The organism is Companilactobacillus ginsenosidimutans, from assembly GCF_001050475.1.
GTDB classification, from domain to species: domain Bacteria; phylum Bacillota; class Bacilli; order Lactobacillales; family Lactobacillaceae; genus Companilactobacillus; species Companilactobacillus ginsenosidimutans.
Genome location: NZ_CP012034.1, coordinates 1,083,934 through 1,104,478, shown reverse-complemented (window position 1 = coordinate 1,104,478; position 20,545 = coordinate 1,083,934). Strand labels below are relative to the sequence as shown.

The following is a 20,545-nucleotide window of genomic DNA, read 5'->3' as shown; positions in this document are numbered from 1 at the left end:
ATACCTCTTTTTTTATGGAAATTTATTATTTGGTAGCAACTTCATTGTAAAAACATTATTATAAGAGTATTGAAAAAAGGAGGAATTATATATGACAAGAGTTATGAAAAAACTCGGTCTTATTTTTGCGGCTGTACTATTACTAGTCAGCTCATTACCACTTTTGAACACTCAAAGCGCAAAGGCGGCAGATTCAACGACTGATGCTTCAGCCAATACAACCATTACGATTGGTACTACACAATCTGTTGCTTCACTACCACTTTACGTAGCCCAAGGTAGTAAGTATTTTGAAACACACAATGTCACTGTTGCTTTGAAACAATATAAAACAACAAGTGCATTAAACGATGCTATTAAAGCAGGAACTGTTAACGCGGCAGTTACTGATTTAGTTAACTTCACAACAATCCAAAAGAATAACAAATCATGGAAAATCGCTTCAGCAGTGACAGGTTACAACGGCTTAGTTGCTAACAAGAAGTTCAAGAATATCCACGATCTAAAGGGCAAGACCATAGCAATCAATAAGAAGGATGGTACAAGATTGTACTTAAAGAACCTTCTAAAAAAGAATCACATGAAATTATCTGACGTTAAACTTAAAAACGTCGCCGACCAAAGCACACGTACAAAAAATTTGAAATCAAAGAAAGTTGACGCTGCAGTAGTAGCCGATCCATTCATTTCAAATGCTAAAAAGAGTGGTGCCAAAGTCATTAACAAGCAAAATGCAAGCAACAAAAATGGTGATATCATCGCCGTATCAAGTGATTTAACAACCAAGAAAGTTACCGATGTTAACAATTTGTTTAACGGATTCGATGATGCTGTTAAAGACTTAAATAAGATGGGCTTAACACCATCTGACACATTGTTACTACAACTAGGAGCAACAAGAAAAGGTGCCGTAGCAATGAACGACTTAGACTTGAAATTTGCCAAAGCCAAGAGAGTCAAAATAGCTGATTACGATAAGACAGTTAACTATGCAAAATCATATAAACTAATCAAATCAAAACAATCACTATCACACTCACAAGTAAAAATTGATAAAGTAGCAAAATAATTTAACAATCAAAAAGTCGGAAGCTAACAAGCTCCCGACTTTTTTTTCGGTATTTGATTTTGATTTTAGCTGCAATATATTGATATAACACAAGAGAGCACCAATATCACGAAAAAGTGAGGAATATTAACTACTTTAGATGGAGGAGGAAAATCGATTTGGGCTCAGCCGCCAAGTTTCACTTTGCTGACGAAGTCAGCTTAGTGAAAGGGGCAGTTTGGAGATAATTCGATCTTTGAATTAGCTTCAAATGTCCCGGCAGCGTTCCAGCCCGCAAAATTGATTTTCCTCCGGAATCGGCAGTGATCCACAACATCCAAATCCCTCGACAAACGAACAAATAAATATGTTAATCTAAAAATATAATAATAAGCAGGAGGCAAAACAAATGACAGACGTACCAGAAATTGCTTTTAACAATGGTGAAACAATTCCTCAAATTGGATTGGGTGTATTTTTGATGAAAGACAAAGATGCCTTCATGCCAGCAATTCAATGGGCCATCGACGCCGGTTATCGTCACTTTGATACTGCAGCATTTTACGGTAACGAGCAGTGGCTTGGAGAAGCATTAAAGAAATCAGATTTAAAACGTGAGGATGTTTTTCTAACGTCGAAGGTATGGAATTCAGATCACGGGTATGAAGAAACGAAGGAAGCATTTGAAAAAACCTTGTCAAAATTGGGTACAGATTATCTCGACCTTTATTTGATTCACTGGCCAGCTGACAACTATATTGAAACTTGGAAGGCAATGGAAGAGTTGTATAAAGCGGGTAAAATTAAGTCCATCGGTGTTTCAAACTTCAAGGAACATCATCTTGACGATTTGATGGAGCATACAGAAATTAAGCCTGTAATTGATCAAATTGAAACACATCCATATTTCCAACAATCCGATTTAGTTAAATATTTACATGATCATGAAATTGCACACGAAGCATGGAGCCCACTTGGTCGTGGTTCAGATGGAATTTTTGAAGATGCTGTCCTCAAAGATATCGCCGCTAAACATCACAAGACAGTTGCCCAGGTTATTTTAAGATGGCATTTGCAACGTCAAACAGTTATTATTCCTAAATCAACTCACAAAGAAAGAATTGAAGAGAATTTCAATATTTTTGACTTTGAATTGACTAATGAGGAAATGAATAAGATCGCCACTTTGGACACTGGAAAGAGAATTTATGGTGATCCAGATGACAAAGAATGGTTGGCTGAATCTGCTAGTACACCACTACCAGACTAAAATCTTTTATAAAATCTTGCTTAGTTGCAAGATTTTTTTTATTTTGTCCCAATCATATTTGACGTTGTGAAATATTTGTTTAATAATCAAATTGTAATATTTATTAATACAAAAAATATCAATTTATAATAAATACCATATGAGGTTTTAAACTTAATTAGATGATGCAACCCTTGATTATCAAGTGATAAGCGAGTTTGAACACAAATTGTGATAAATTATCGGTTGATTTTTTTAGTTGTGAATAAATTCATTTTATTCAAGAATGAGGGGGATTTACAATTTGAATTCAAAATACGTTAAAGGAACAAAATGGGCACTTTCAAATGTTGCTACTTGTGCAGCAGCATTGTCATTTTTGATTGTTACCAACTCAACATTAGCTGATACAACGACTGATGGACAAGTTAGTCAAGATAATGTCAAAACTGCTGAGGTTCAACCAGCCACTGCCAATAACGATTCTGCAGTTACAGTAGAAAATGCAACTCAGAATGTTGAGGCAAACTCAAGCACACAAAATACTGATAATGTCGCTCAAGGACAAAATGTCGCTAAAACACAAGCTTCCACGCAACCGGTTGCTACGGTCGCAAACGATGAAGTGCCAGATGGTGGTTCTGTTTATGACGACTATCCAGATGCAGCAAATAACCCATTAGGAGTTGCAGCATATTTCCACATATTCTCAAATGATGCAACTTTGAACGCCCACACTAATGGTAATCTTGCTGTTAAAAATTTGGATGGTAATGTAAATTTCGGTACTAACATTCACGAGGAATTGTTGGATAAAGAGATTTCATACATCCAAAATATTACAAAGATTGCTAACAGTTCCTTTGTCTCAGCTGGTGATACTAGAACTAACAAAGTTATCTTCGGTGAAGGCGTGAATATTAATGTAAGTAATCCAAATCGTGTCAATGTTAATAATACTGACATAGACCACTTGACTTCTGCAGAAACTTACCAAGACAAGAACGGTAATTACTATATTGATTTTGCAAAAGAGTTCCAAAATTTGGCTGACAAGTCAACTAACTTTGCCAACGCACCAACACCTAACGAAACTATTACTAATTCAAATTTTGATGACATGAATAATCGTGTTATTGATGTTTCTGATTATGTTGTAAATGAAAAGAACCAAATTATTTTAAACTTGGATCCAGAAGTATTGAAGAGTAATACACCGCTACAAATTAAGGGTGTATCCAGTGATGAGAAGGGACCAACAATTATCATTAATGTTGATACTGCTGGTGATCCTAATTACTCTGTAAATTCACCAATTAAGATTCAATATGATGACGGTTCTGACAGAGATAGTCAAGAAACTGAATACTTTGGTGATAACCACTTGCTATGGAACTTTATTGATAGTACTGCTTCTGACAAGTTATACCACGGAACTATCAATATGGAAGCGGTTGTTCAAGGTAGTGTTCTTGCACCAAAAGCCACAATTAATGTTAACCACAATTTAGATGGAAACATTGTTGCCGACAAAGTTAATGTTAATGCTGAAACTCACAGATGGGATCTTCAAGATACAACTAAGGAAGATGACTATGACCTTCCAAATGTTGATTTACCTGAAGTAGAGTTACCAAGTGTTGAGGAGCCTGAACCAGAAGATCCAGATCCTGAAGAACCTGAAAATCCTGATATAGAGAATCCTGACGTTGAAGAGCCAGAAAATCCAGACACAGAGAATCCTGACGTTGAAGAGCCAGAAAATCCAGACACAGAGAACCCTGACGTTGAGGAGCCAGAAAATCCAGACACGGAGAACCCTGATGTTGAGACTCCTGATGTAGAGGAACCAGAAACACCTGACACAGAGAATCCCGATGTTGAGACACCTGACGTTCAAGAACCAGATGTTGATGAATCAACTGATGATGAAGAGGGCGAAGGAGATACTGGTTTGATTGATGTCCCAACAGACAACAAAGATAACGAAACCTCAAAAGATAAGACTGAAGCAGGTAATGATTTAGTGCCTGATGTTGCTTATCAAGATTCAAATAAACAAGGTACATTACCACAAACAAGTAACTCAAATTCATTGATTCTGACAGCTGTTGGTTTAGCACTTGCTGCTGGGCTTGCATTTGTTATCAGACGTAAAAGAGATTAAATCAAAAATGATCTAGCTTAGGCTAGACCATTTTTTTTGCAATAATTGCGAATGTTAGTGGGATGTGTGGATATTTTTTTGGTAGGATGAACCAATCATCCTTTTGACGCAGATAAGGTAGTGACTTCCATTCTGTTTTGTCATATTCTCCCAAAAATTCGATTGACAGTCCTGCTGCAACCAGCGCATTAATAATTTCTTCAAAGGTGTGATTCCAGTTGTGATTGGTGGTGTGTTCAATTTTATGTTCTGAACTATCAGTGTAGGAGCTGTCGCTATCATATGTGTCAGTGTGGTCGTTGAAATAGGTAGATGTGACGTGCATTGATCCGAAATTCAATGCGGCAAGAATTGGGTGGTCATCACGAATTAGGAATGTACCACCGTAGTTTAATAGATGTGCAATTGATTGTGCCCAATCTTTCAGATCCGGCAGCCACGTGATTGTACCCATGCTTGTAACTATGAAGTCAAACTGGCGACTTATTTTAGACGATGCAAATCTTGCGTCACCTTGCACATAATCGATGTCTATATGAGCTCTTTTAGCTAAATCTTTTGCGTAATCAAGTGCTGTATCTGAGAAATCCAGGCCAACAACTTTGTTTGCCCCCAACCGTTTCCACGAGAGCGTGTCTGTTCCAATGTGACACTGAAGATGGAGGACGTCTTGACCAGAAAGATTATGGTTAGGTAGAAATGGTTTCACGACGTCATAATCGTGTTGTGCAGTGATAGAAATCTTGTTTGAATCTGTAATTAAGTCTTCTACATCGTAAAATTTAGAATTCAAATGAACAGCTGCCCGGTCGTTCCAATTTAGTTGATTATCTTTAATATCTTTTTCAAAAGTCATATTTTCACCTCAATTAATCTTAGGTTAACAGACTATCGGTAGAATAAATATGTTTAACCAGATATACTTGATGGACAATCAATGGAGGTGCTTACATGGATACGAGGAAAACTGGCTTTACTAATATCCTGACGTTAGATTCCAGCATTATTGTCGACCTACGCTACGCCACCACGAATAATTTTACTGGTAAAGTGATCTATGATTTCACTACTGCAATTGCTAGAACTGGAACAGCACTTAAGCTTGCAGAGGCTAGCAAGATGTTAAAGAAGCAGGGATACCGAATAAAAATTTGGGATGCCTATCGCCCAGTAAAATCTCAAGAAAAACTGTTTGAAGTTTATCCACATCCGGAATTTGTAGCCAAACCTAATCCTAACTTTTCACATCAAAAGGGAGTTACGTTTGACCTGACAATTTGTGACATGGATGGAAATGAGTTGGAGATGCAAACAGAATTCGACAATTTCACAGAGGCTGCGCATAGGGATGCAAAGAGAACTTCGGAGCAAGAAAGAAACTATCAGATTATGAATGAAGTGATGATTGAAGTTGGATTCGTTGGTTATGAAAACGAATGGTGGGATTATCGAGATTCAGAAATGGATAGTTATGAACCAGCAACCGCCGATCCTAATCAATATTGAACGAAAAAGCATGCCAATCGTTTGGCATGCTTTTATTAAAATATATTCCAATATTATCCGTAATGTATTGTATAGAATATTTATTAAGCAATTTTCCATGTGTATTAATAAGTATGATATAATAATAAAGAATTGAGGAATATATATGCCGATGAAACCTAAGGAACTCTTAAGAGTACTTAAATCAGCAGGGTTCTTAGAAAAATCACAGAGAGGATCGCATTTAAAGCTTGTCAATTATACAACTGGGATAATTGTTGTTGTACCGATACATGCACGAGAATTAAAGATTGGTATGCAGAATGCAATTTTGAAGAAAGCGGGATTATTTGATGAGCGATAATATCGAAAGTGTGACAACTATGGTTGAAAAGAAAAATGTCTTAATATACCCAATTATTTTACATCCTGAGGACAAAGGTTATTCTGTCGAAATACCTGATGTTGCTGGTGGCATTTGGACTCAAGGTGAAGATATGAAGGATGCGGTGATAATGGCCGAAGATGCAATAGGTATTGCGTTAGCAGATCAAAATGAATTTCCCGAGCCAAGTGAATTAACCGATATTGAAAGTAAAACGGATGAAATTAAAATTCTGGTTACTGTGGATATTGAAGAATATCGAAGAAATAATCCTAAAACTATTAGAAAAAACGTCACTGTCCCAGAGTACTTAGTTAAGTTGGGAAAAGAAAATGGTATTAACTTTTCTCAAGTACTAACAGAAGCACTTAAAAACAAATTAGATATTTAGTTTTGAATTAATTTTAAAAGGCATTCCGAGAATTTTGAATTTTCGGAATGCCTTTTGTATGTATTATTTGTGTTATACAAGTGAATTAGTGCATCATACCAACAATCATAATGATTAATCCGACCAAATTGAGTAAACCGGTTATAATAACCAATTTAAGTAAGGGTCCTCGTTTAACATTGTGTTCTTTTTTGTAAGCACGATTTCTGTTCAAGACTGAAAAGTGAATTGTTAAAGTAATAATTAAAATAACTAAACCTGTGATAGTAGTGCCGTTCATGATTGTTTTCTCCTCGTTGTCCCCGTTAAGACGTAGTTAACACCTGGAATAAGGCTTAAGATCCAAATGATAATTGTGGCTAAAATTAAGACTGCAAAGTATTTGCTGAATGTTAATAGTAGACCGCCATTTGGCATACGTGCCATAAACCAAGGTTCTAAATATAATATTAATATATTATGAACTAAATAAATTCCGAAAACCAATGGTGATAGGAATGAAAAGACATTCTTAACTTTTCCTGAATTTACATGTTGTCCCCATTTTTTTACAAGGATATACGCACAGACCGACATAATTACGATGAAGACAGATGTAACGTAATATTGATTCCACATATCCATTGATTTGGGATAGATATTAGCAAATGCATTTCCACCAAACATAGCCGCAATCATTAATATGAACAACAACCAGCCATTTACCTTAGTTACATCCAATTTTGAAATCAAATATCCTAAAATAAAGTAGCCAACAAATCCCCCGACTAAGAAAAATCCACCAGCAGGTGAAAAGTCTAGTGCATGTGCATATTCTTTTGGTAGTAAGAATGATAATGATGGCATTAATGAATTAGTTATAAACCAAACTGCTGCTACATAAACTAAAATTTTATTGCTAGTACCATCAACAAATGCGCGTAACACCGGTGATAGGATGTATAACGCGATTAGAGGATACATGAACCAAAGTGTTGGTGACACAGGCTGATATATAAATGTTGCATACATTTTTAAAATATCGGGCATTGAAAACGAATGCGAATATAATCCGATGAAAAATGTTGATAGTAGAGACCAAGCTACAAATGGTATTACGACGTGCGGAATTCGTTTTTTCCATGTGTATGCTAGGGATGTTGTTTTGGGGCTGTTCAAAAGTAACATTCCTGAAATCATAAAGAATAGCGGTACACTGATGTGGGCAAAATAATTTAATATCTTAATTACTTGCCATTGACCAGTCCGGATGTGTAAGGTTGTGTCAATCGCTGAAACGTGGATAAAAACCACTAGAAAGATTGCTAAGACACGGATAAAATCTAAATAAAAAATTCTTCCCTTTTTTGCTTCCATATTAATCCTCCGTATAACTAACCATAATAGTGGAAAAGGCCACGAAAATGAAGTATCTGTGTATGATATAATGTTAAAAGTCAAAATTATTGAATGGAAGAAAGATATATGCGAGTAGGAGAAGCACCAGGAGTCGATTTGCGTAGGTATCTAATTTGGATTGCCTTTTCAGTTGTTACCTTGGCAATTAAGAATTTTACCGCTAACGCCAAGGGGTTAAACGACATCTTGGTCATTTTATTTTTCATCGTCGGAGTCTTCACACTAGGCCTCATGGTCAGAAGATTTATGCGAGAACGTAGTTCATTTGCTGAACCACGAAAAAGATTCATGGATTCATTAGTTCATAATATCGGATTTATAACTTTAATGATTGTTTTAATCATCGTTTTAAGAATGATGATTAGCTATTTACAAGTAAATGGAAAATTGCCCAAATTTTCGAATGATGACGTAGCAAGCTCGGATCAAAAAGTATTCATCTTCAATCTAATTGCCAACGTATTTATCATATCAATTCAACAACAACTAGTATCAACCGGCTTTTTCTTCAACTACTTCTTCAGAAAAAGTTCACCTGCCAGTGCAGTAGGGGGAATTCTAATAAGTGGATTAATAGCCGGAGCAATAACATTACCAGGCTCATTATTACAATTCTTCATGAACACAGTATTCGGATTCTGTTTTGCACTAACATATCTGTATACACAAGATGAAAAAATGCCAGTGATGCTGGGAATGATAGCCGCTTTGATCGGGACGATTATGATATAAAATAAAAAAAGAGCCAAAAATCAAACGCACTTGGGCACGGAGTGTAAGATGCGACACAGCGGAGAGGGCGCGTAACGCCCCGCAGCTTTATCCAGCTTACACTCAGTGTCCAGTTTGATTTTTAGCGTTTCCGCGACAAAACATAAAAGAACAAATTCAAGGTCCTAAAGATCTTGAACTAAGATCATTAAACAAGCAATGAATAAACAAGTCCAATCTCAGAGGTTGGGCTTGTTTTTTTACCAAAATGCTAATTAAATATTTTGAAGCATCACGATTTAAAACCCTAAAACAACCACACTGCATGGTTAAGGCCAGACTTTGTCTGGTCTTTTTCTATATAATTGAGTTCAAATAACACGCTCCTGATTTTTGTTAGTGTAAACGCGCAAAAAGACACTGAATACTGCACACAAGTCGCCCAGAGCTGCGGGGGTGTTACGCACCCCTCTCCGCTATGGCCGTCTTGTGTTCCGTGTTTAAGTGCGTTTGATTTTTGGCTCTATTTTAGGTATTTCCCCAATTCTTTCCTTCACCTGATTATCATATAATTAACTCAAGTACCAGAGGGGGTTTATTATGATATTCGACCAATACAAGAGAAAACACGATTACTTACGTCTTTCAATTACAGACCGCTGCAATTTGCGTTGTGTGTACTGTATGCCTAAGGAAGGTTTGCCTTTCTTTCCTTCTGATGAAGTTTTGTCTCAAGATGAGATTGTTCAATTAGTTGAAAATTTTGCTGAGATGGGTATTAGTAAAGTGCGTATTACCGGGGGTGAACCGCTGCTTAGAACAGATGTTGTCGAAATTGTTCGTCGCATCAAAAACGTTGACGGTATTGAAGATGTTTCAATTACCACCAACGGACTCTTCCTAGCAAAATTGGCTCAACAGTTGAAAGATGCTGGACTCGATCGTTTGAATATCAGTTTAGATACCTTCAATGCAAAACGTTATAAAGAAATCACTCGTGGTGGAAATATCCAACAAGTCCTCGACGGAATTAGCGTTGCCGCAAAACTAAATTTCAAAAAAATTAAACTAAATACCGTCTTAATCAAAGGCCAAAATGACGATGAAATCCTCGAATTCCTCAACTATACCAAGGATAACAACGTCAACGTCCGTTTCATCGAATTCATGCCAATCGGTAATTCTTTGAAGACTTGGAAAAAGGAATATGTTGGACTTCAAAATGTGTTCGACATTTGTGAATCGAATGGCCTGGATTATACCCCTATTGAACTGAAGGGTAACGGTCCTTCTGATAATTATCAGATAACTGGTTATGAGGGAAGTTTCGGTTTGATTCATCCTATTAGTGCTAAGTTTTGTGAGAACTGTAATCGTCTTCGTATTACAGCTGATGGTTATATCAAAGCTTGTTTATATTGGAATGAAGAAATTAATATTCGTGAAGCAATCCCTGACAAGAAGAAATTTAGAGCTCTAATCCAACGTTCACTCGACAATAAGCCACTAAATCATGAGATGGCTATGTCAGAAACAGATAGAATTATTGATAAAGCTCCAACTTGGAGACACATGAGTCAAATCGGAGGTTAACCTATGGACAACGCAATCGGACAAGGTGATGTATTCTCACCAATCGAAAATGAAGTTATGGAATCACTTGAGGATGTCATCGATCCTGAACTTGGTATCGATCTGGTTAATCTCGGCTTGATTTATGACGTTGTGGTCAACGAAAAATACTGCCTAATCACGATGACTTTGACAACGATGGGATGCCCACTAGGTAACTTGCTGGAGCAACAAATTATTGATGCTGCAACATCAGTGGAATCCATCGAGAAATGTCAAATCAATCTAGTTTGGCAGCCTGCTTGGAATGTTTCGATGATAAGTCGTTTTGGAAAAATTAGTCTTGGGATTCATGGCTAACTTGGTCGTCAAATATGAAATGACCACTCTTGCCACCTATTTTTTCTACTAAATGAACATTGCTAATAATCATGCCACGATCAATTGCTTTACACATGTCATAAATTGTTAGAAGGGCTGTTTGGACAGCAAGTAGTCCTTCAATTTCAACTCCGGTGACATGTTTAGTTTTAACTTGGGCAGTACAAGTAACAATTGATTCACCATCGTCTTCAAAATGAATATCAACGCCAGTTAGTGGAATTAAATGACACATTGGAATTAAAGAAGATGTTTGTTTAGCTGCCATAATACCGGCAACTTGGGCGACTGCTAAAACGTCGCCTTTTTTAATTTTACCCTCATGAATTCGTTGTAGAGTTTCTGGATGCATCTTTATTTCACCGGTAGCTAAAGCAGTTCGTGAAGTAACCTTTTTGTCGGTAACATCAACCATTTTTGAACGATTTTGATCATTGAAGTGAGTTAGTTTTTCCATTAATATAAACGCTTTCTTTTAAGTGATAACTAAAGTATATGAAAAGAATCAGTAAAATATCAAGGGGGATAAATAATGTCAGAAGAATTAGCTGAACAATTAGAACAATTTGCCAATGAACATGGTGAGCCACATTGGCTAGTAAAAAGACGCCTTGAAGCACTGACAGCAGTGAAATCTGCACCAGAGTTTTCAATAAGTCATTTTGATATGGCCGCAAGCGACAATTTACAAAAACAAACCCCTCAAAAAATTAAATTAACCAAAGAAGTTTTATCCGCAGCAAATATTGATGAAGATGAAATAGGATTATCCCAAATTGGCCAATCCAGTTTAGAAAATACACTTGATGAAGATGACGAAGAAGGAGGTGTGATTTTGACGGATATTTTTACAGCCTTCAGACAACATCCTCGTTTAATAGAAAATTACTTCATGAATAAAGTTTTGCCAGAAGGTAGTAACAAACTAACAGAATTACACACAGCCTTACTAAATAACGGAATGTTTTTCTACTTACCAAAAAACTATCAATTATCTGATACAGTGCACTTGAATATTATCCAAGACAGTTTTCACAACCAAGACTTAATAACACATATTTTTATCTATGCAGATCAAGGTAGTTCAGCAAACATAGTAGTTGACGCCAGAACAGTTGGAGACGAAACAAATCATGCAGATGTGATAGTCGAAATCTTAGCGCGACCAAAGAGCCAAATAAATTACACAGAAGCAACTCATTTTGGTAAGAACACTAAAGTAACAATAAACAGAGCGGCTCAAATCTCCAGAGATGCCCAAGTAAATTGGAAAGTAGCCCAATTCAATCAAGAGAACACAGCAGCTCACACAGAATCCAATTTAGCCCACAAGGATGCCAAAACAGACATCAAAATATATACACTCCAACAAGGAGATAAAAAAGTAGGCAGTGAATCAGCAATTTTCACCGAATATTTTGAAACAGAGAATCAAAACTATCAACAAGGTGATGCTGAAAAAGCCAAAAACATCGCAATAACCACAACAGTATCACCCTCAGACAAAAGAGATTTTAATTACATTTCCAATAACTCCGATGTTCAATACGAAATAGTAAGCAAGTGTAGCACAACAGATGGAGTAACCTTAAATCCAAAACAATACAAAAATGAAGACATGAAGCAAAAGTTCATCAAAGGAATCGAAACCCTAAATAATTCCGATTTAACAAAGATAGTTAAAGACAATCTGATTTAGAACAATCAAACAAATAAATGAAATACAAAAATAAGGTCAACGACATATTAGCCGTTGACCTTATTTGTTTTAAAAAGAATTACATACATCCATATATATAAATATCAAAGAGGGAGAGCCAAATTACAAAACTATCCCACCCAAACTAAATAGTTATTCATTCCTAGATGGAGGAAGAAAATCGATTTGGCCTCAGCCGCCAAATTTTACTTAGCGTACGAAGTACGGTTAGTAAAAGACCCAGTTCCGAGACTTTTCGTACTTTGAAAAGCCTTGGAATGGCGTCGGCAGCGTTCCAGGCCATAAAATCGATTTTCTTCCGGAATCGGAAGTGAACAACCACCACTTAGTTTGTTTGTAGTTTTGCTGTTTCGCGAGACCGAATTAAAGGGGACAACTCCTTATCCGCACAAAGCGTCAAACTATGCATAGCTCGAGTACAAATAGTATACAAAGTATCGCGACTACGAGAATCAGGATAATTATCAGCCGAAACATCGTGCGCAATAACAGCATCGAATTCCAATCCTTTGGCTAAATAAATCGGCATCACAATAATGCCCTTAGGAACAGACCTAAAGTCTGCATCCACCAAAGTTACTTGTGCTTCATCGCCATAATGAGCATAAACTTGTTCAGCTTGAGCTTCATTTCTAGTCAAAATTGCAACTGTTTCATATTTCTTATTCAGTTCTCGAGCACAGTCTTTTAATCCAGTGTAATAAACATTTTCATTTTCATAAACATGAATTTCTGGCTTTTCACCACGACGTGAGAAAGCTTTAATCTTTTCAGTATCAGGCAAAAGTTGGCTCGCAAAATTAGTAATCTCTGCAGTTGAACGATAGCTCTGGTTCAAAGTAATAGTCGTTAAACGTTTCTTATTAAATAAATCTGATACCGCAGTTACCAAGTCTTTATCACGATATGAACTAGTCAGTACATCCTGTGAACGGTCACCTAAAAGTGTCAATTTTGCTTCAGGGAAGGCATGCGAAATGTATTTCAGTTGAGCCATAGTGTAATCTTGAACTTCATCAATGAAGATGTGTTGAATTCCAGCATTGTAGCCACTGTCAGTCACATAATCGCGCAAGTAAAGTACAGCAACAGAATCACTCAATCCTAATTTATGAGCCTCAACGTTATGATCAATTGCTTCAATCATTGTGTCCCAAATTTCTTTAGAAACAATATTTTGATCCATGAGGCTAAGCAAATACAAATATTCTTCATATGGATTGAAGAAGTAATTGTTGATTAATGCGTTATAGATCGGCGCATAACGATCCTTCAAAAACTCTTCAGCAATAATTGAGCGTTGGTTAGTTGACTCTTCAATATTGTGGTCAGTAATAATTTGTTGGAAATCTTCATCAGATAAGTTGTCGATTTCAGCTTGTACCCAATCATCGTCACGGTCACGATGGATGCGTTTTTGAAGTCGCTTGATGAGAATATTCTTGGTTTTCAAAAATCTATCGGGAATGCTGAATGCTTTATTTTGTTTCTCATAGATTTCAGATATTTCATCTTTGGTAAAGAAGGGACGTCCTTCAAAAATAATATCTTCAAAATAAAGTAGATGATCTTTATTTTTGTTTTCCAAAGCCTCAAGGTCATTTAAGAATTCGGCGCTTTCCTTATATAAACGAATATCAATCATCGATTGAGGAAGATTGCGCTCATCTTTTTCATATCGTTCAAACAAGGTTTCAACTTGAATACCAGTTAAACGTAGCGAAATGAATTCATTAAGGGTAACCTGACGCATATTTCTTTCACCCAAACTAGGAAGGACTTCAGAAATATAATTACTAAATAACTTGTTTGGTGAAAATAGGATAATTTGGTCTGCATTCAAACTTGAACGACTGTGATAAAGCAAAAAGGCGACCCGTTGCAAGATAGCCGAAGTTTTACCACTTCCGGCTACCCCTTGAACAAGTAGTACATCTGAATCAATATCACGAATGATAGTATTTTGTTCATGCTGAATAGTGGCAACGATACTTTTTAAATATTCGTCACTGTATTCGGATAAAACTGATTGCAGAATTTCATCACCAACAGTTTCATTGGTATCAAACATATTACGAATCTTATTGTGAACGATTTGGAATTGACGCTTTCGTTTGAGATCAACTTCAGCTTTTCCAGTCGGAGTAGGATAGGAAACTTTTCCGAGTGTACCGTTGTAATAAATACCAGAAATAGGAGCACGCCAGTCGTAAATTAAGAAGTCTCCATCCTCATCTTGAAGAGTTGAAGTTCCAATATAAAGAGTGTCTTTTTCACCATCTTCAACGATATCGATTCGTCCAAAATATGGAGATCCTTGGAGATTCTTTAACTTTTGTTCGTTAGAATTTAAAATGTTTTCATTTTCGACGGCTAAATAAACCAGCTGTTTCTGTTGCTGGACAGAAGCGTTAGTTTCCATTTGGTCATCGACTTCAAATGTATTGACTTTGGTATTTTCACCATAGTTTTGTTCAATGTTGCCAGTTTCAGAGTGAGCCTTGGCTAAATCTGCTCTAACTTTGTCAATTTTGTTGTCGATAATTTCGGCAACTTCGTCGACTCTTTTTTGTTCTAGTTCTTTGTCGTTTGTAGTCATAAAATTACCTCGCGTTGACAATCCGGCATAAATTCCTTATGATTATATCGAATTAAAGTATATTAAATCATAGTCATTTTTAAGTACGAATTCAAGTAAGTTGAATCAGAGAGTAGCTTCTAGTCTGAAAAAGCTACCGACCTTGAGTTTGGAAATGGATATGGGTGGTAACCTTATAACCTAAAGTGGTAGAAGATATTCTACAAAACAGGTGGTACCACGCATGAGCGTCCTATTGATTAATCAATAGGACGCTTTTTAATTATAGGAGGAAAAACAATGGCAACTAATACAATTTTAACTGGTGACAGACCAACAGGTAAGCTTCACATTGGACATTATTTAGGTTCATTGAAAAACCGTGTTCAATTACAAAATGAAGGAAAATATAAAATGTTCGTCATGATTGCTGACATGCAAGCATTGACAGATAACGCAAAGAACCCTGAAAAAGTTCGTAACAGCTTAATACAAGTAGCATTGGATTATTTGTCAGTTGGAATTGATCCTGAAAAAACTACTATCTTAGTACAATCACAAATCCCTGCACTTAGTGAATTAACTATGTATTACTTGGATTTGGTTAGTGTATCACGTTTGGAAAGAAATCCAACCGTTAAAGCAGAAATCCAACAAAAAGATTTTGGCCAAAGTATTCCAGCTGGATTCTTAACATATCCAGTCAGTCAAGCTGCTGATATCACAGCATTTAAAGCCGATACAGTTCCCGTCGGTGACGACCAAGAACCAATGATTGAACAAACACGTGAAGTCGTTCGTACATTTAACCGTACCTACGATGCTGATGTTTTAGTTGAGCCAAAAGGTGTTTTCCCTCCAAAGGGACAAGGTCGTTTGCCAGGTATCGATGGAAATGCCAAGATGAGTAAATCACTTGGTAATTGTATCTATCTATCAGATCCAGAAGATGTCGTTACTAAAAAAGTTATGTCGATGTATACTGACCCAGATCACGTTCATGTTGAAGATCCTGGTAAAATCGAAGGCAATACCGTATTTACATATTTGGATGCTTTCGCTGAAGATCAAGATAAAGTTGCCGAATTAAAAGCACAATATCAAGCAGGTGGTCTGGGTGACGTTAAAGTTAAACGTTATCTCAATGAAGTACTTCAAGGCATCCTTGCTCCAATTCGTGCCAGACGTGCTGAATATGAAAAAGACATTCCTGCAGTCTACAAGATGCTTGAAGAGGGTAGTGCTAAAGCAAATATCGTTGCTAACCAAACTCTTAAAGAAGCTCGAGCAGCTATTGGTACAAACTACTTTGATCAAAAATAGTCAAAAAATTTAAAAAACGTTTTCAATAAAAAACATGCTACACAACACTTGATTTTATCAAGAGTTGTGTAGCATGTTTTTTGGCTCTAAAAATGAATTTATATTTTTAATTCGGAGATAGTATATTGGATTATTCGATTTTAACAGGTTTTGCAACGAGATATATGATGACAAAGAAAAGAACGTTATCGAACATTCTTAAGCAAAAAGATTTGAATACGATTGATGGAATCTTGATGGTGCTGATTGAAAAACATCCTGATTTCAGTCAAGAAAAAATTGGTGAGATAACCTTGTTTGACGGCGCTAGCATTGCCCGTGCACTCAAACGACTCGAGGCTAGTGGTTTCGCCGAACGAAAAGTTCACCCCACTAACCATCGTAAGAAGCTGGTGAATTTGACACCAGCAGGAAAAGACTTTCTCAAAGAGGTCAAGGCAGCTGATCACAAGATTTCGGACCAATTATTTGAGGATGTTTCTGAAGAGGATCAAAAATCTTTAGAAGTGATCTTGACGCATGTATTCAATAATTTTGATAAAATCGATATTCCGAAATAATTGAGGGCACGTAGCTTGTTTTTAAAATTTTGAGAAGAGGTATTACTATCGTGAATAGTAAACATTTAGATTTAAATGGGAAACCCTTCAACCGTAATCTTATGGTTCTTGTACTCCTAGTCGGTACTTTCTGTACTGTGCTGAACGGAACTATTTTGACTACAGCCTTTCCTACACTTATGAATCAGTTCAATGTTACGACATCGGCTGTTCAATGGCTTACTACAGGATTTTTGATGGTTAATGGTATCATGATTCCTGTTACTGCCTGGTTGAGTACGAATTACAGTACAAAGTCTTTGTACTTGTTCGCTATGTCAACTTTCTTGCTAGGTACAGTTTTATCATTTATTGCTCCTAACTTTGCAACAATTTTAATTGGACGTCTGGTTCAGGCGGTTGGTGTTGGTATTACAATGCCGCTTATGCAGATTATTATGTTAACAATTTTTCCAGCTAATCAACGTGGTACTGCCATGGGACTTGGTGGATTGGTTATTGGACTTGCTCCTGCCATCGGACCAACACTTTCTGGTTGGATTATTGATAACTTTTCATGGCGTGATTTATTCGGAATGATTATTCCTATCGTTATCGTTGTTATCATTGCCGCAATTTTCTTCATGCGTCCGGTTATCAAGACGAGAAAAACTAAGCTGGATATTCCTTCATTAATTCTTTCAACACTTGGATTTGGTGCATTACTTTACGGATTCTCATCTGTTGGTGATGATGGATGGGGTTCACCAGTGGTTCTAGTTTCAATTATTGGTGGACTTATCTTGATTTTGTTATTTGGTCATCGCCAATTACATATGAAAGAGCCATTCTTGGAATTACGAGTATTCAAGGTTAAGAAATTCAGTATTGCTGCCGCACTTTCATCAACAGTTAACATGGCTATGATCGGTGTCGAAATGATTTTGCCATTGTATCTACAGATTGTTAAAGGGATGTCAGCTTTCCATTCTGGATTGACACTTCTACCTGGTGCCTTACTAATTGGTGTTATGTCACCAATTACCGGACGTGCATTCGATAGATTTGGACCAAAAGATTTGGCACGTATGGGTATGCTCTTGTTGACTGCTGGGACAATTCCATTCTTATTCTTAACAAGAACAACGCCAACATTAGATATTGTAATTTTATATGCAATTCGTATGTTTGGTATCTCAATGGTCTTGATGCCTGTTACCACAGATGGTATGAACGCTTTGCCATTTGACTTAATGAGTCATGGTACTGCCGTAAATAACACTGTTCGTCAGGTATTTAGCTCAATGGGTACAGCTATTTTGGTCAGTGTCCTTACAAACGTTACAAACAACGTTAAACCTGGCAAATCATTGCTTCACTCAGCTCCACTTCAATATAAAGATAGCTTTTTCAATGCAACCTTAACTGGTTATCATGCAGCGTTTGCTGTCGCAATTCTATTCTGTGTTATTGCAATGGGAATCACATTCATGGTTAAAGATACAGCTAAATCAAAATCAGTAACTCTTGCAAGCAGTTCAAAAGATCAAGCAACAGAAAAGGCAGGTGACAAGTAATGATTCAAATTTCAATTCTTGTCTGTGCCGGACTAGCTTATTACTTCGCCGTATTTTTGAGAAATAAGCGTGTCGGTTATTCATTAATGTCAGTGTTCATTGTTTTATTTATCCTATCAATTGGATTATTAGTTGGTAACGAGTATGGCCATTATGGGATGGAAAAAGTTACAACTGATAAAACCATTCAAATTCAAACCGTAAAAAAAGGTTCAAATGTCCTTTTGTATAAGAAACTTGGTACAAATGGTAAAGAGAATGTTTATATTTACCGCACACCAAGTACAGAAAATGCAACGAAACCGAATACCACTAAAGTTGATGTCAACGTTAAAAACAGTGTCAAACACGGCGACTATAATATCGCCAAGCTAAGCCAAAAGACTCAACGTTGGGAGTATAAGAATGGTTTTTATTCATTCCTATTTAACCTTTCAAATAACAACAAAGAATTCATTAAGCAACAAAATACCTTCAAGGTTGGCCAAGATTGGTTAGTATTAACAACCAATCAAGCTGATAAGTTGAACAAGAAAATGAAAGATAAAAATGTTCAAGCACAAATGAAGGCTGAGGGAGAAGCCTACGTCAAAAAGACCGTAGCACAAGAAATGCAAGCCAATCCTTCAATGACAAAGGCCCAACAAGCTAAAGTTATCAAACAAGCTGAAGCAGATTTCAAAGTTCAAGCAGCTAAGAAAATTGCGGATACTTTAAAATAAATTATTATCCAGAGTGATGCCAAACAGGTGTCACTCTTTTTTGTTGAGAAATGATAAATATATATCGTTTATCGATAAATTATGGTAATCTTAATTCAAGAAATTGATGAGGTGTGATTTAGAATGAAGGGCGAAACAACCTTTTTAAAAATTGTGATTTTCCTAATGGGTCTTATTATGCTGGGGTTTTGCATAGTTATAGTACCTCACTATTTGATAGGCGCAAATAATGTTATGTCCAATTGGCCAATACTGACCGATTTATTAGGCGCAGGGATGTATCTTGCTGCAATCGTGTTCTACTTAGTCTTGTATCAAGGATATCGACTTTTGAAAATGATTGACCACAAATCCGCTTTTTCAAATGTGGCGGTCCAAGCACTAAGATGGATCAAAATTGAAGCTTATACAATCTGTGGATTAATGATACTTGAGTTACCTATCTTCTATATATTTGCAGATAGAGATGACTCACCGGGGATGTTGTTAGTTGGAATTGTTTTCGCCGGCGCACCATTGGTAATCGCAATATTTGCTAGCGTCTTACAAAAATTATTACATCAAGCAATCGAAATAAAAGCCGAAAACGATTTAACAATTTAGGAGGGTATTATGAGAAAATTCACACTATTCCTGAGATTTTCACTACTACTGTTATTTCTAGGACCAACATTTTTTGCCGGAGTAATATTCCCAACTTCGATTTATCTCCTGCAACAGGGCAAAGTACCAATGTATCAAATAGTTGCCTTCACAGTAGGAGTATATACTTCAGTGATCTTGACTTATGGAATAATCGCATGTGCGTGGTACTTAATTAATCGAGTTGATAAAAACGAAATACTGACTCAAAAATCCAGGTCGGCACTACGTTGGATTAAAAGGCTTGCAGTATCAATTTCTGCTGTCTACACACTCATGATTCCACTTTTCCTTGCGTTCTCGATTGGAGACTGTCTTCCGGGTCCCATCGTCGTGGACATCTTCCTGATTGGTCTGGGGATAACTATTGCTGCTTTTGCGGGGATGTTGGAAAAGATTTGTCTGAATGAAATGGAAAAGTCAGGTCAACTTGTATGATTGTGGTTAATTTGGATGTTATGCTTGCTAAACGAAAAATGAGTCTTACTGAGTTGTCTGAGCGGGTTGGAGTTACTATGGCTAATTTGTCTATTTTGAAGAATGGGAAGGCTAAGGCTATTCGGTTTTCTACTCTTTCTGCTATTTGCATGGTGTTAGATTGTCAGCCTGGGGATATATTAGAGTACAAAGATTAGTTTGGTGGCGGTTCACTGCCGT

The 20,545-nt window shown here is 36.6% G+C and carries 22 protein-coding genes; 17 read left to right on the top strand and 5 right to left on the bottom strand.

From position 1 onward, the window contains the following. Positions 1-91: 91 nt before the first annotated feature. From ABM34_RS05885 to ABM34_RS05875, 3 genes are all read left to right on the top strand, one after another. A complete protein-coding gene (locus ABM34_RS05885) occupies positions 92-1,069 on the top strand; it encodes an ABC transporter substrate-binding protein (RefSeq protein WP_048704213.1) in 978 nt (325 codons plus the stop codon). 388 nt (positions 1,070-1,457) lie between these two features. After that, positions 1,458-2,318 (top strand): aldo/keto reductase, encoded by an 861-nt coding sequence (locus ABM34_RS05880; RefSeq protein WP_048704212.1) that lies wholly within the window; start codon positions 1,458-1,460, stop codon positions 2,316-2,318. A 283-nt stretch (positions 2,319-2,601) separates the two neighbouring features. Then, on the top strand, positions 2,602-4,464 hold the full coding sequence (locus ABM34_RS05875; RefSeq protein WP_053084448.1) for a collagen-binding domain-containing protein: 1,863 nt from the start codon (positions 2,602-2,604) through the stop codon (positions 4,462-4,464). Between the two features lie 22 nt (positions 4,465-4,486). Here ABM34_RS05875 and ABM34_RS05870 read toward each other — a convergent pair whose 3' ends face one another. Beyond that, on the bottom strand, positions 4,487-5,320 hold the full coding sequence (locus tag ABM34_RS05870) for a class I SAM-dependent methyltransferase (protein ID WP_048704210.1): 834 nt from the start codon (positions 5,318-5,320) through the stop codon (positions 4,487-4,489). 95 nt (positions 5,321-5,415) lie between these two features. On the opposite strand from ABM34_RS05870, the gene ABM34_RS05865 reads away from it, so the two are divergent. From ABM34_RS05865 to ABM34_RS05855, 3 genes are all read left to right on the top strand, one after another. Further along, positions 5,416-5,970 (top strand): M15 family metallopeptidase, encoded by a 555-nt coding sequence (locus ABM34_RS05865; RefSeq protein ID WP_048704208.1) that lies wholly within the window; start codon positions 5,416-5,418, stop codon positions 5,968-5,970. A gap of 145 nt (positions 5,971-6,115) precedes the next feature. Next, positions 6,116-6,313: a type II toxin-antitoxin system HicA family toxin gene (locus ABM34_RS05860; RefSeq protein WP_048704206.1), complete on the top strand. Its 198-nt coding sequence runs from the start codon at positions 6,116-6,118 to the stop codon at positions 6,311-6,313. Continuing rightward, positions 6,303-6,725: a type II toxin-antitoxin system HicB family antitoxin gene (locus ABM34_RS05855; RefSeq protein ID WP_232298625.1), complete on the top strand. Its 423-nt coding sequence runs from the start codon at positions 6,303-6,305 to the stop codon at positions 6,723-6,725. Before ABM34_RS05860 ends, ABM34_RS05855 begins: the two co-directional genes overlap by 11 nt. Positions 6,726-6,810: 85 nt before the next feature. On the opposite strand, the gene ABM34_RS05850 is transcribed toward ABM34_RS05855, so the two are convergent. Together ABM34_RS05850 and ABM34_RS05845 are read right to left on the bottom strand one after the other, a co-directional pair. After that, a complete protein-coding gene (locus ABM34_RS05850) occupies positions 6,811-7,005 on the bottom strand; it encodes a hypothetical protein (protein WP_048704204.1) in 195 nt (64 codons plus the stop codon). Further along, positions 7,002-8,081 carry an acyltransferase gene (locus ABM34_RS05845; RefSeq protein ID WP_048704203.1) on the bottom strand — a complete coding sequence of 360 codons (1,080 nt, stop codon included), beginning with the start codon at positions 8,079-8,081 and terminating at the stop codon, positions 7,002-7,004. The genes ABM34_RS05850 and ABM34_RS05845 overlap by 4 nt, the downstream gene beginning before the upstream one ends. A 108-nt stretch (positions 8,082-8,189) precedes the next feature. Between ABM34_RS05845 and ABM34_RS05840 the strand changes: the two genes are divergently transcribed. The 3 genes from ABM34_RS05840 to ABM34_RS05830 all read left to right on the top strand — a co-directional run bounded on the left by ABM34_RS05840 (position 8,190) and on the right by ABM34_RS05830 (position 10,766). Continuing rightward, positions 8,190-8,855, top strand: a complete 666-nt coding sequence (locus ABM34_RS05840) for a CPBP family glutamic-type intramembrane protease (protein WP_048704201.1) — start codon at positions 8,190-8,192, stop codon at positions 8,853-8,855. 579 nt (positions 8,856-9,434) lie between these two features. Continuing rightward, positions 9,435-10,427 carry a GTP 3',8-cyclase MoaA gene (gene moaA / locus ABM34_RS05835; RefSeq protein WP_048704199.1) on the top strand — a complete coding sequence of 331 codons (993 nt, stop codon included), beginning with the start codon at positions 9,435-9,437 and terminating at the stop codon, positions 10,425-10,427. 3 nt (positions 10,428-10,430) lie between these two features. Next, positions 10,431-10,766 (top strand): metal-sulfur cluster assembly factor, encoded by a 336-nt coding sequence (locus tag ABM34_RS05830; protein WP_048704197.1) that lies wholly within the window; start codon positions 10,431-10,433, stop codon positions 10,764-10,766. Here ABM34_RS05830 and moaC read toward each other — a convergent pair. Continuing rightward, complete coding sequence (gene moaC, locus ABM34_RS05825) at positions 10,744-11,244, bottom strand: cyclic pyranopterin monophosphate synthase MoaC (RefSeq protein WP_048704195.1); 501 nt, start codon at positions 11,242-11,244, stop codon at positions 10,744-10,746. The two genes, ABM34_RS05830 and moaC, sit on opposite strands and share 23 nt — an antisense overlap. Before the next feature lie 75 nt (positions 11,245-11,319). Here moaC and ABM34_RS05820 point away from each other — a divergent pair, with 75 nt between their 5' ends. Beyond that, positions 11,320-12,486 carry a SufD family Fe-S cluster assembly protein gene (locus ABM34_RS05820; protein ID WP_048704193.1) on the top strand — a complete coding sequence of 389 codons (1,167 nt, stop codon included), beginning with the start codon at positions 11,320-11,322 and terminating at the stop codon, positions 12,484-12,486. A 346-nt stretch (positions 12,487-12,832) separates the two neighbouring features. Here ABM34_RS05820 and helD read toward each other — a convergent pair whose 3' ends face one another. Next, complete coding sequence (helD, locus tag ABM34_RS05815) at positions 12,833-15,106, bottom strand: RNA polymerase recycling motor HelD (RefSeq protein WP_048704191.1); 2,274 nt, start codon at positions 15,104-15,106, stop codon at positions 12,833-12,835. Between the two features lie 279 nt (positions 15,107-15,385). Here helD and trpS point away from each other — a divergent pair, with 279 nt between their 5' ends. The 7 genes from trpS to ABM34_RS05780 all read left to right on the top strand — a co-directional run bounded on the left by trpS (position 15,386) and on the right by ABM34_RS05780 (position 20,523). Next, positions 15,386-16,408, top strand: coding sequence for a tryptophan--tRNA ligase (gene trpS, locus ABM34_RS05810; protein ID WP_048704190.1), 1,023 nt, complete (start codon positions 15,386-15,388; stop codon positions 16,406-16,408). A 125-nt stretch (positions 16,409-16,533) separates the two neighbouring features. Then, positions 16,534-16,968 carry a MarR family winged helix-turn-helix transcriptional regulator gene (locus ABM34_RS05805; RefSeq protein ID WP_048704187.1) on the top strand — a complete coding sequence of 145 codons (435 nt, stop codon included), beginning with the start codon at positions 16,534-16,536 and terminating at the stop codon, positions 16,966-16,968. Positions 16,969-17,069: 101 nt separating this feature from the next. After that, entirely contained in the window at positions 17,070-18,524 is a 1,455-nt protein-coding gene (locus tag ABM34_RS05800) for an MDR family MFS transporter (protein WP_048706388.1), read from the top strand. Continuing rightward, positions 18,524-19,246: a DUF4811 domain-containing protein gene (locus ABM34_RS05795; RefSeq protein WP_048704185.1), complete on the top strand. Its 723-nt coding sequence runs from the start codon at positions 18,524-18,526 to the stop codon at positions 19,244-19,246. Before ABM34_RS05800 ends, ABM34_RS05795 begins: the two co-directional genes overlap by 1 nt. 234 nt (positions 19,247-19,480) lie before the next feature. Beyond that, a complete protein-coding gene (locus tag ABM34_RS05790; RefSeq protein WP_232298624.1) occupies positions 19,481-19,849 on the top strand; it encodes a DUF2975 domain-containing protein in 369 nt (122 codons plus the stop codon). Positions 19,850-19,858: 9 nt separating this feature from the next. Continuing rightward, positions 19,859-20,326, top strand: coding sequence for a DUF2975 domain-containing protein (locus ABM34_RS05785; RefSeq protein ID WP_048704182.1), 468 nt, complete (start codon positions 19,859-19,861; stop codon positions 20,324-20,326). Next, positions 20,323-20,523, top strand: a complete 201-nt coding sequence (locus ABM34_RS05780) for a helix-turn-helix domain-containing protein (RefSeq protein ID WP_048704180.1) — start codon at positions 20,323-20,325, stop codon at positions 20,521-20,523. Before ABM34_RS05785 ends, ABM34_RS05780 begins: the two co-directional genes overlap by 4 nt. Positions 20,524-20,545 lie beyond the last annotated feature (22 nt).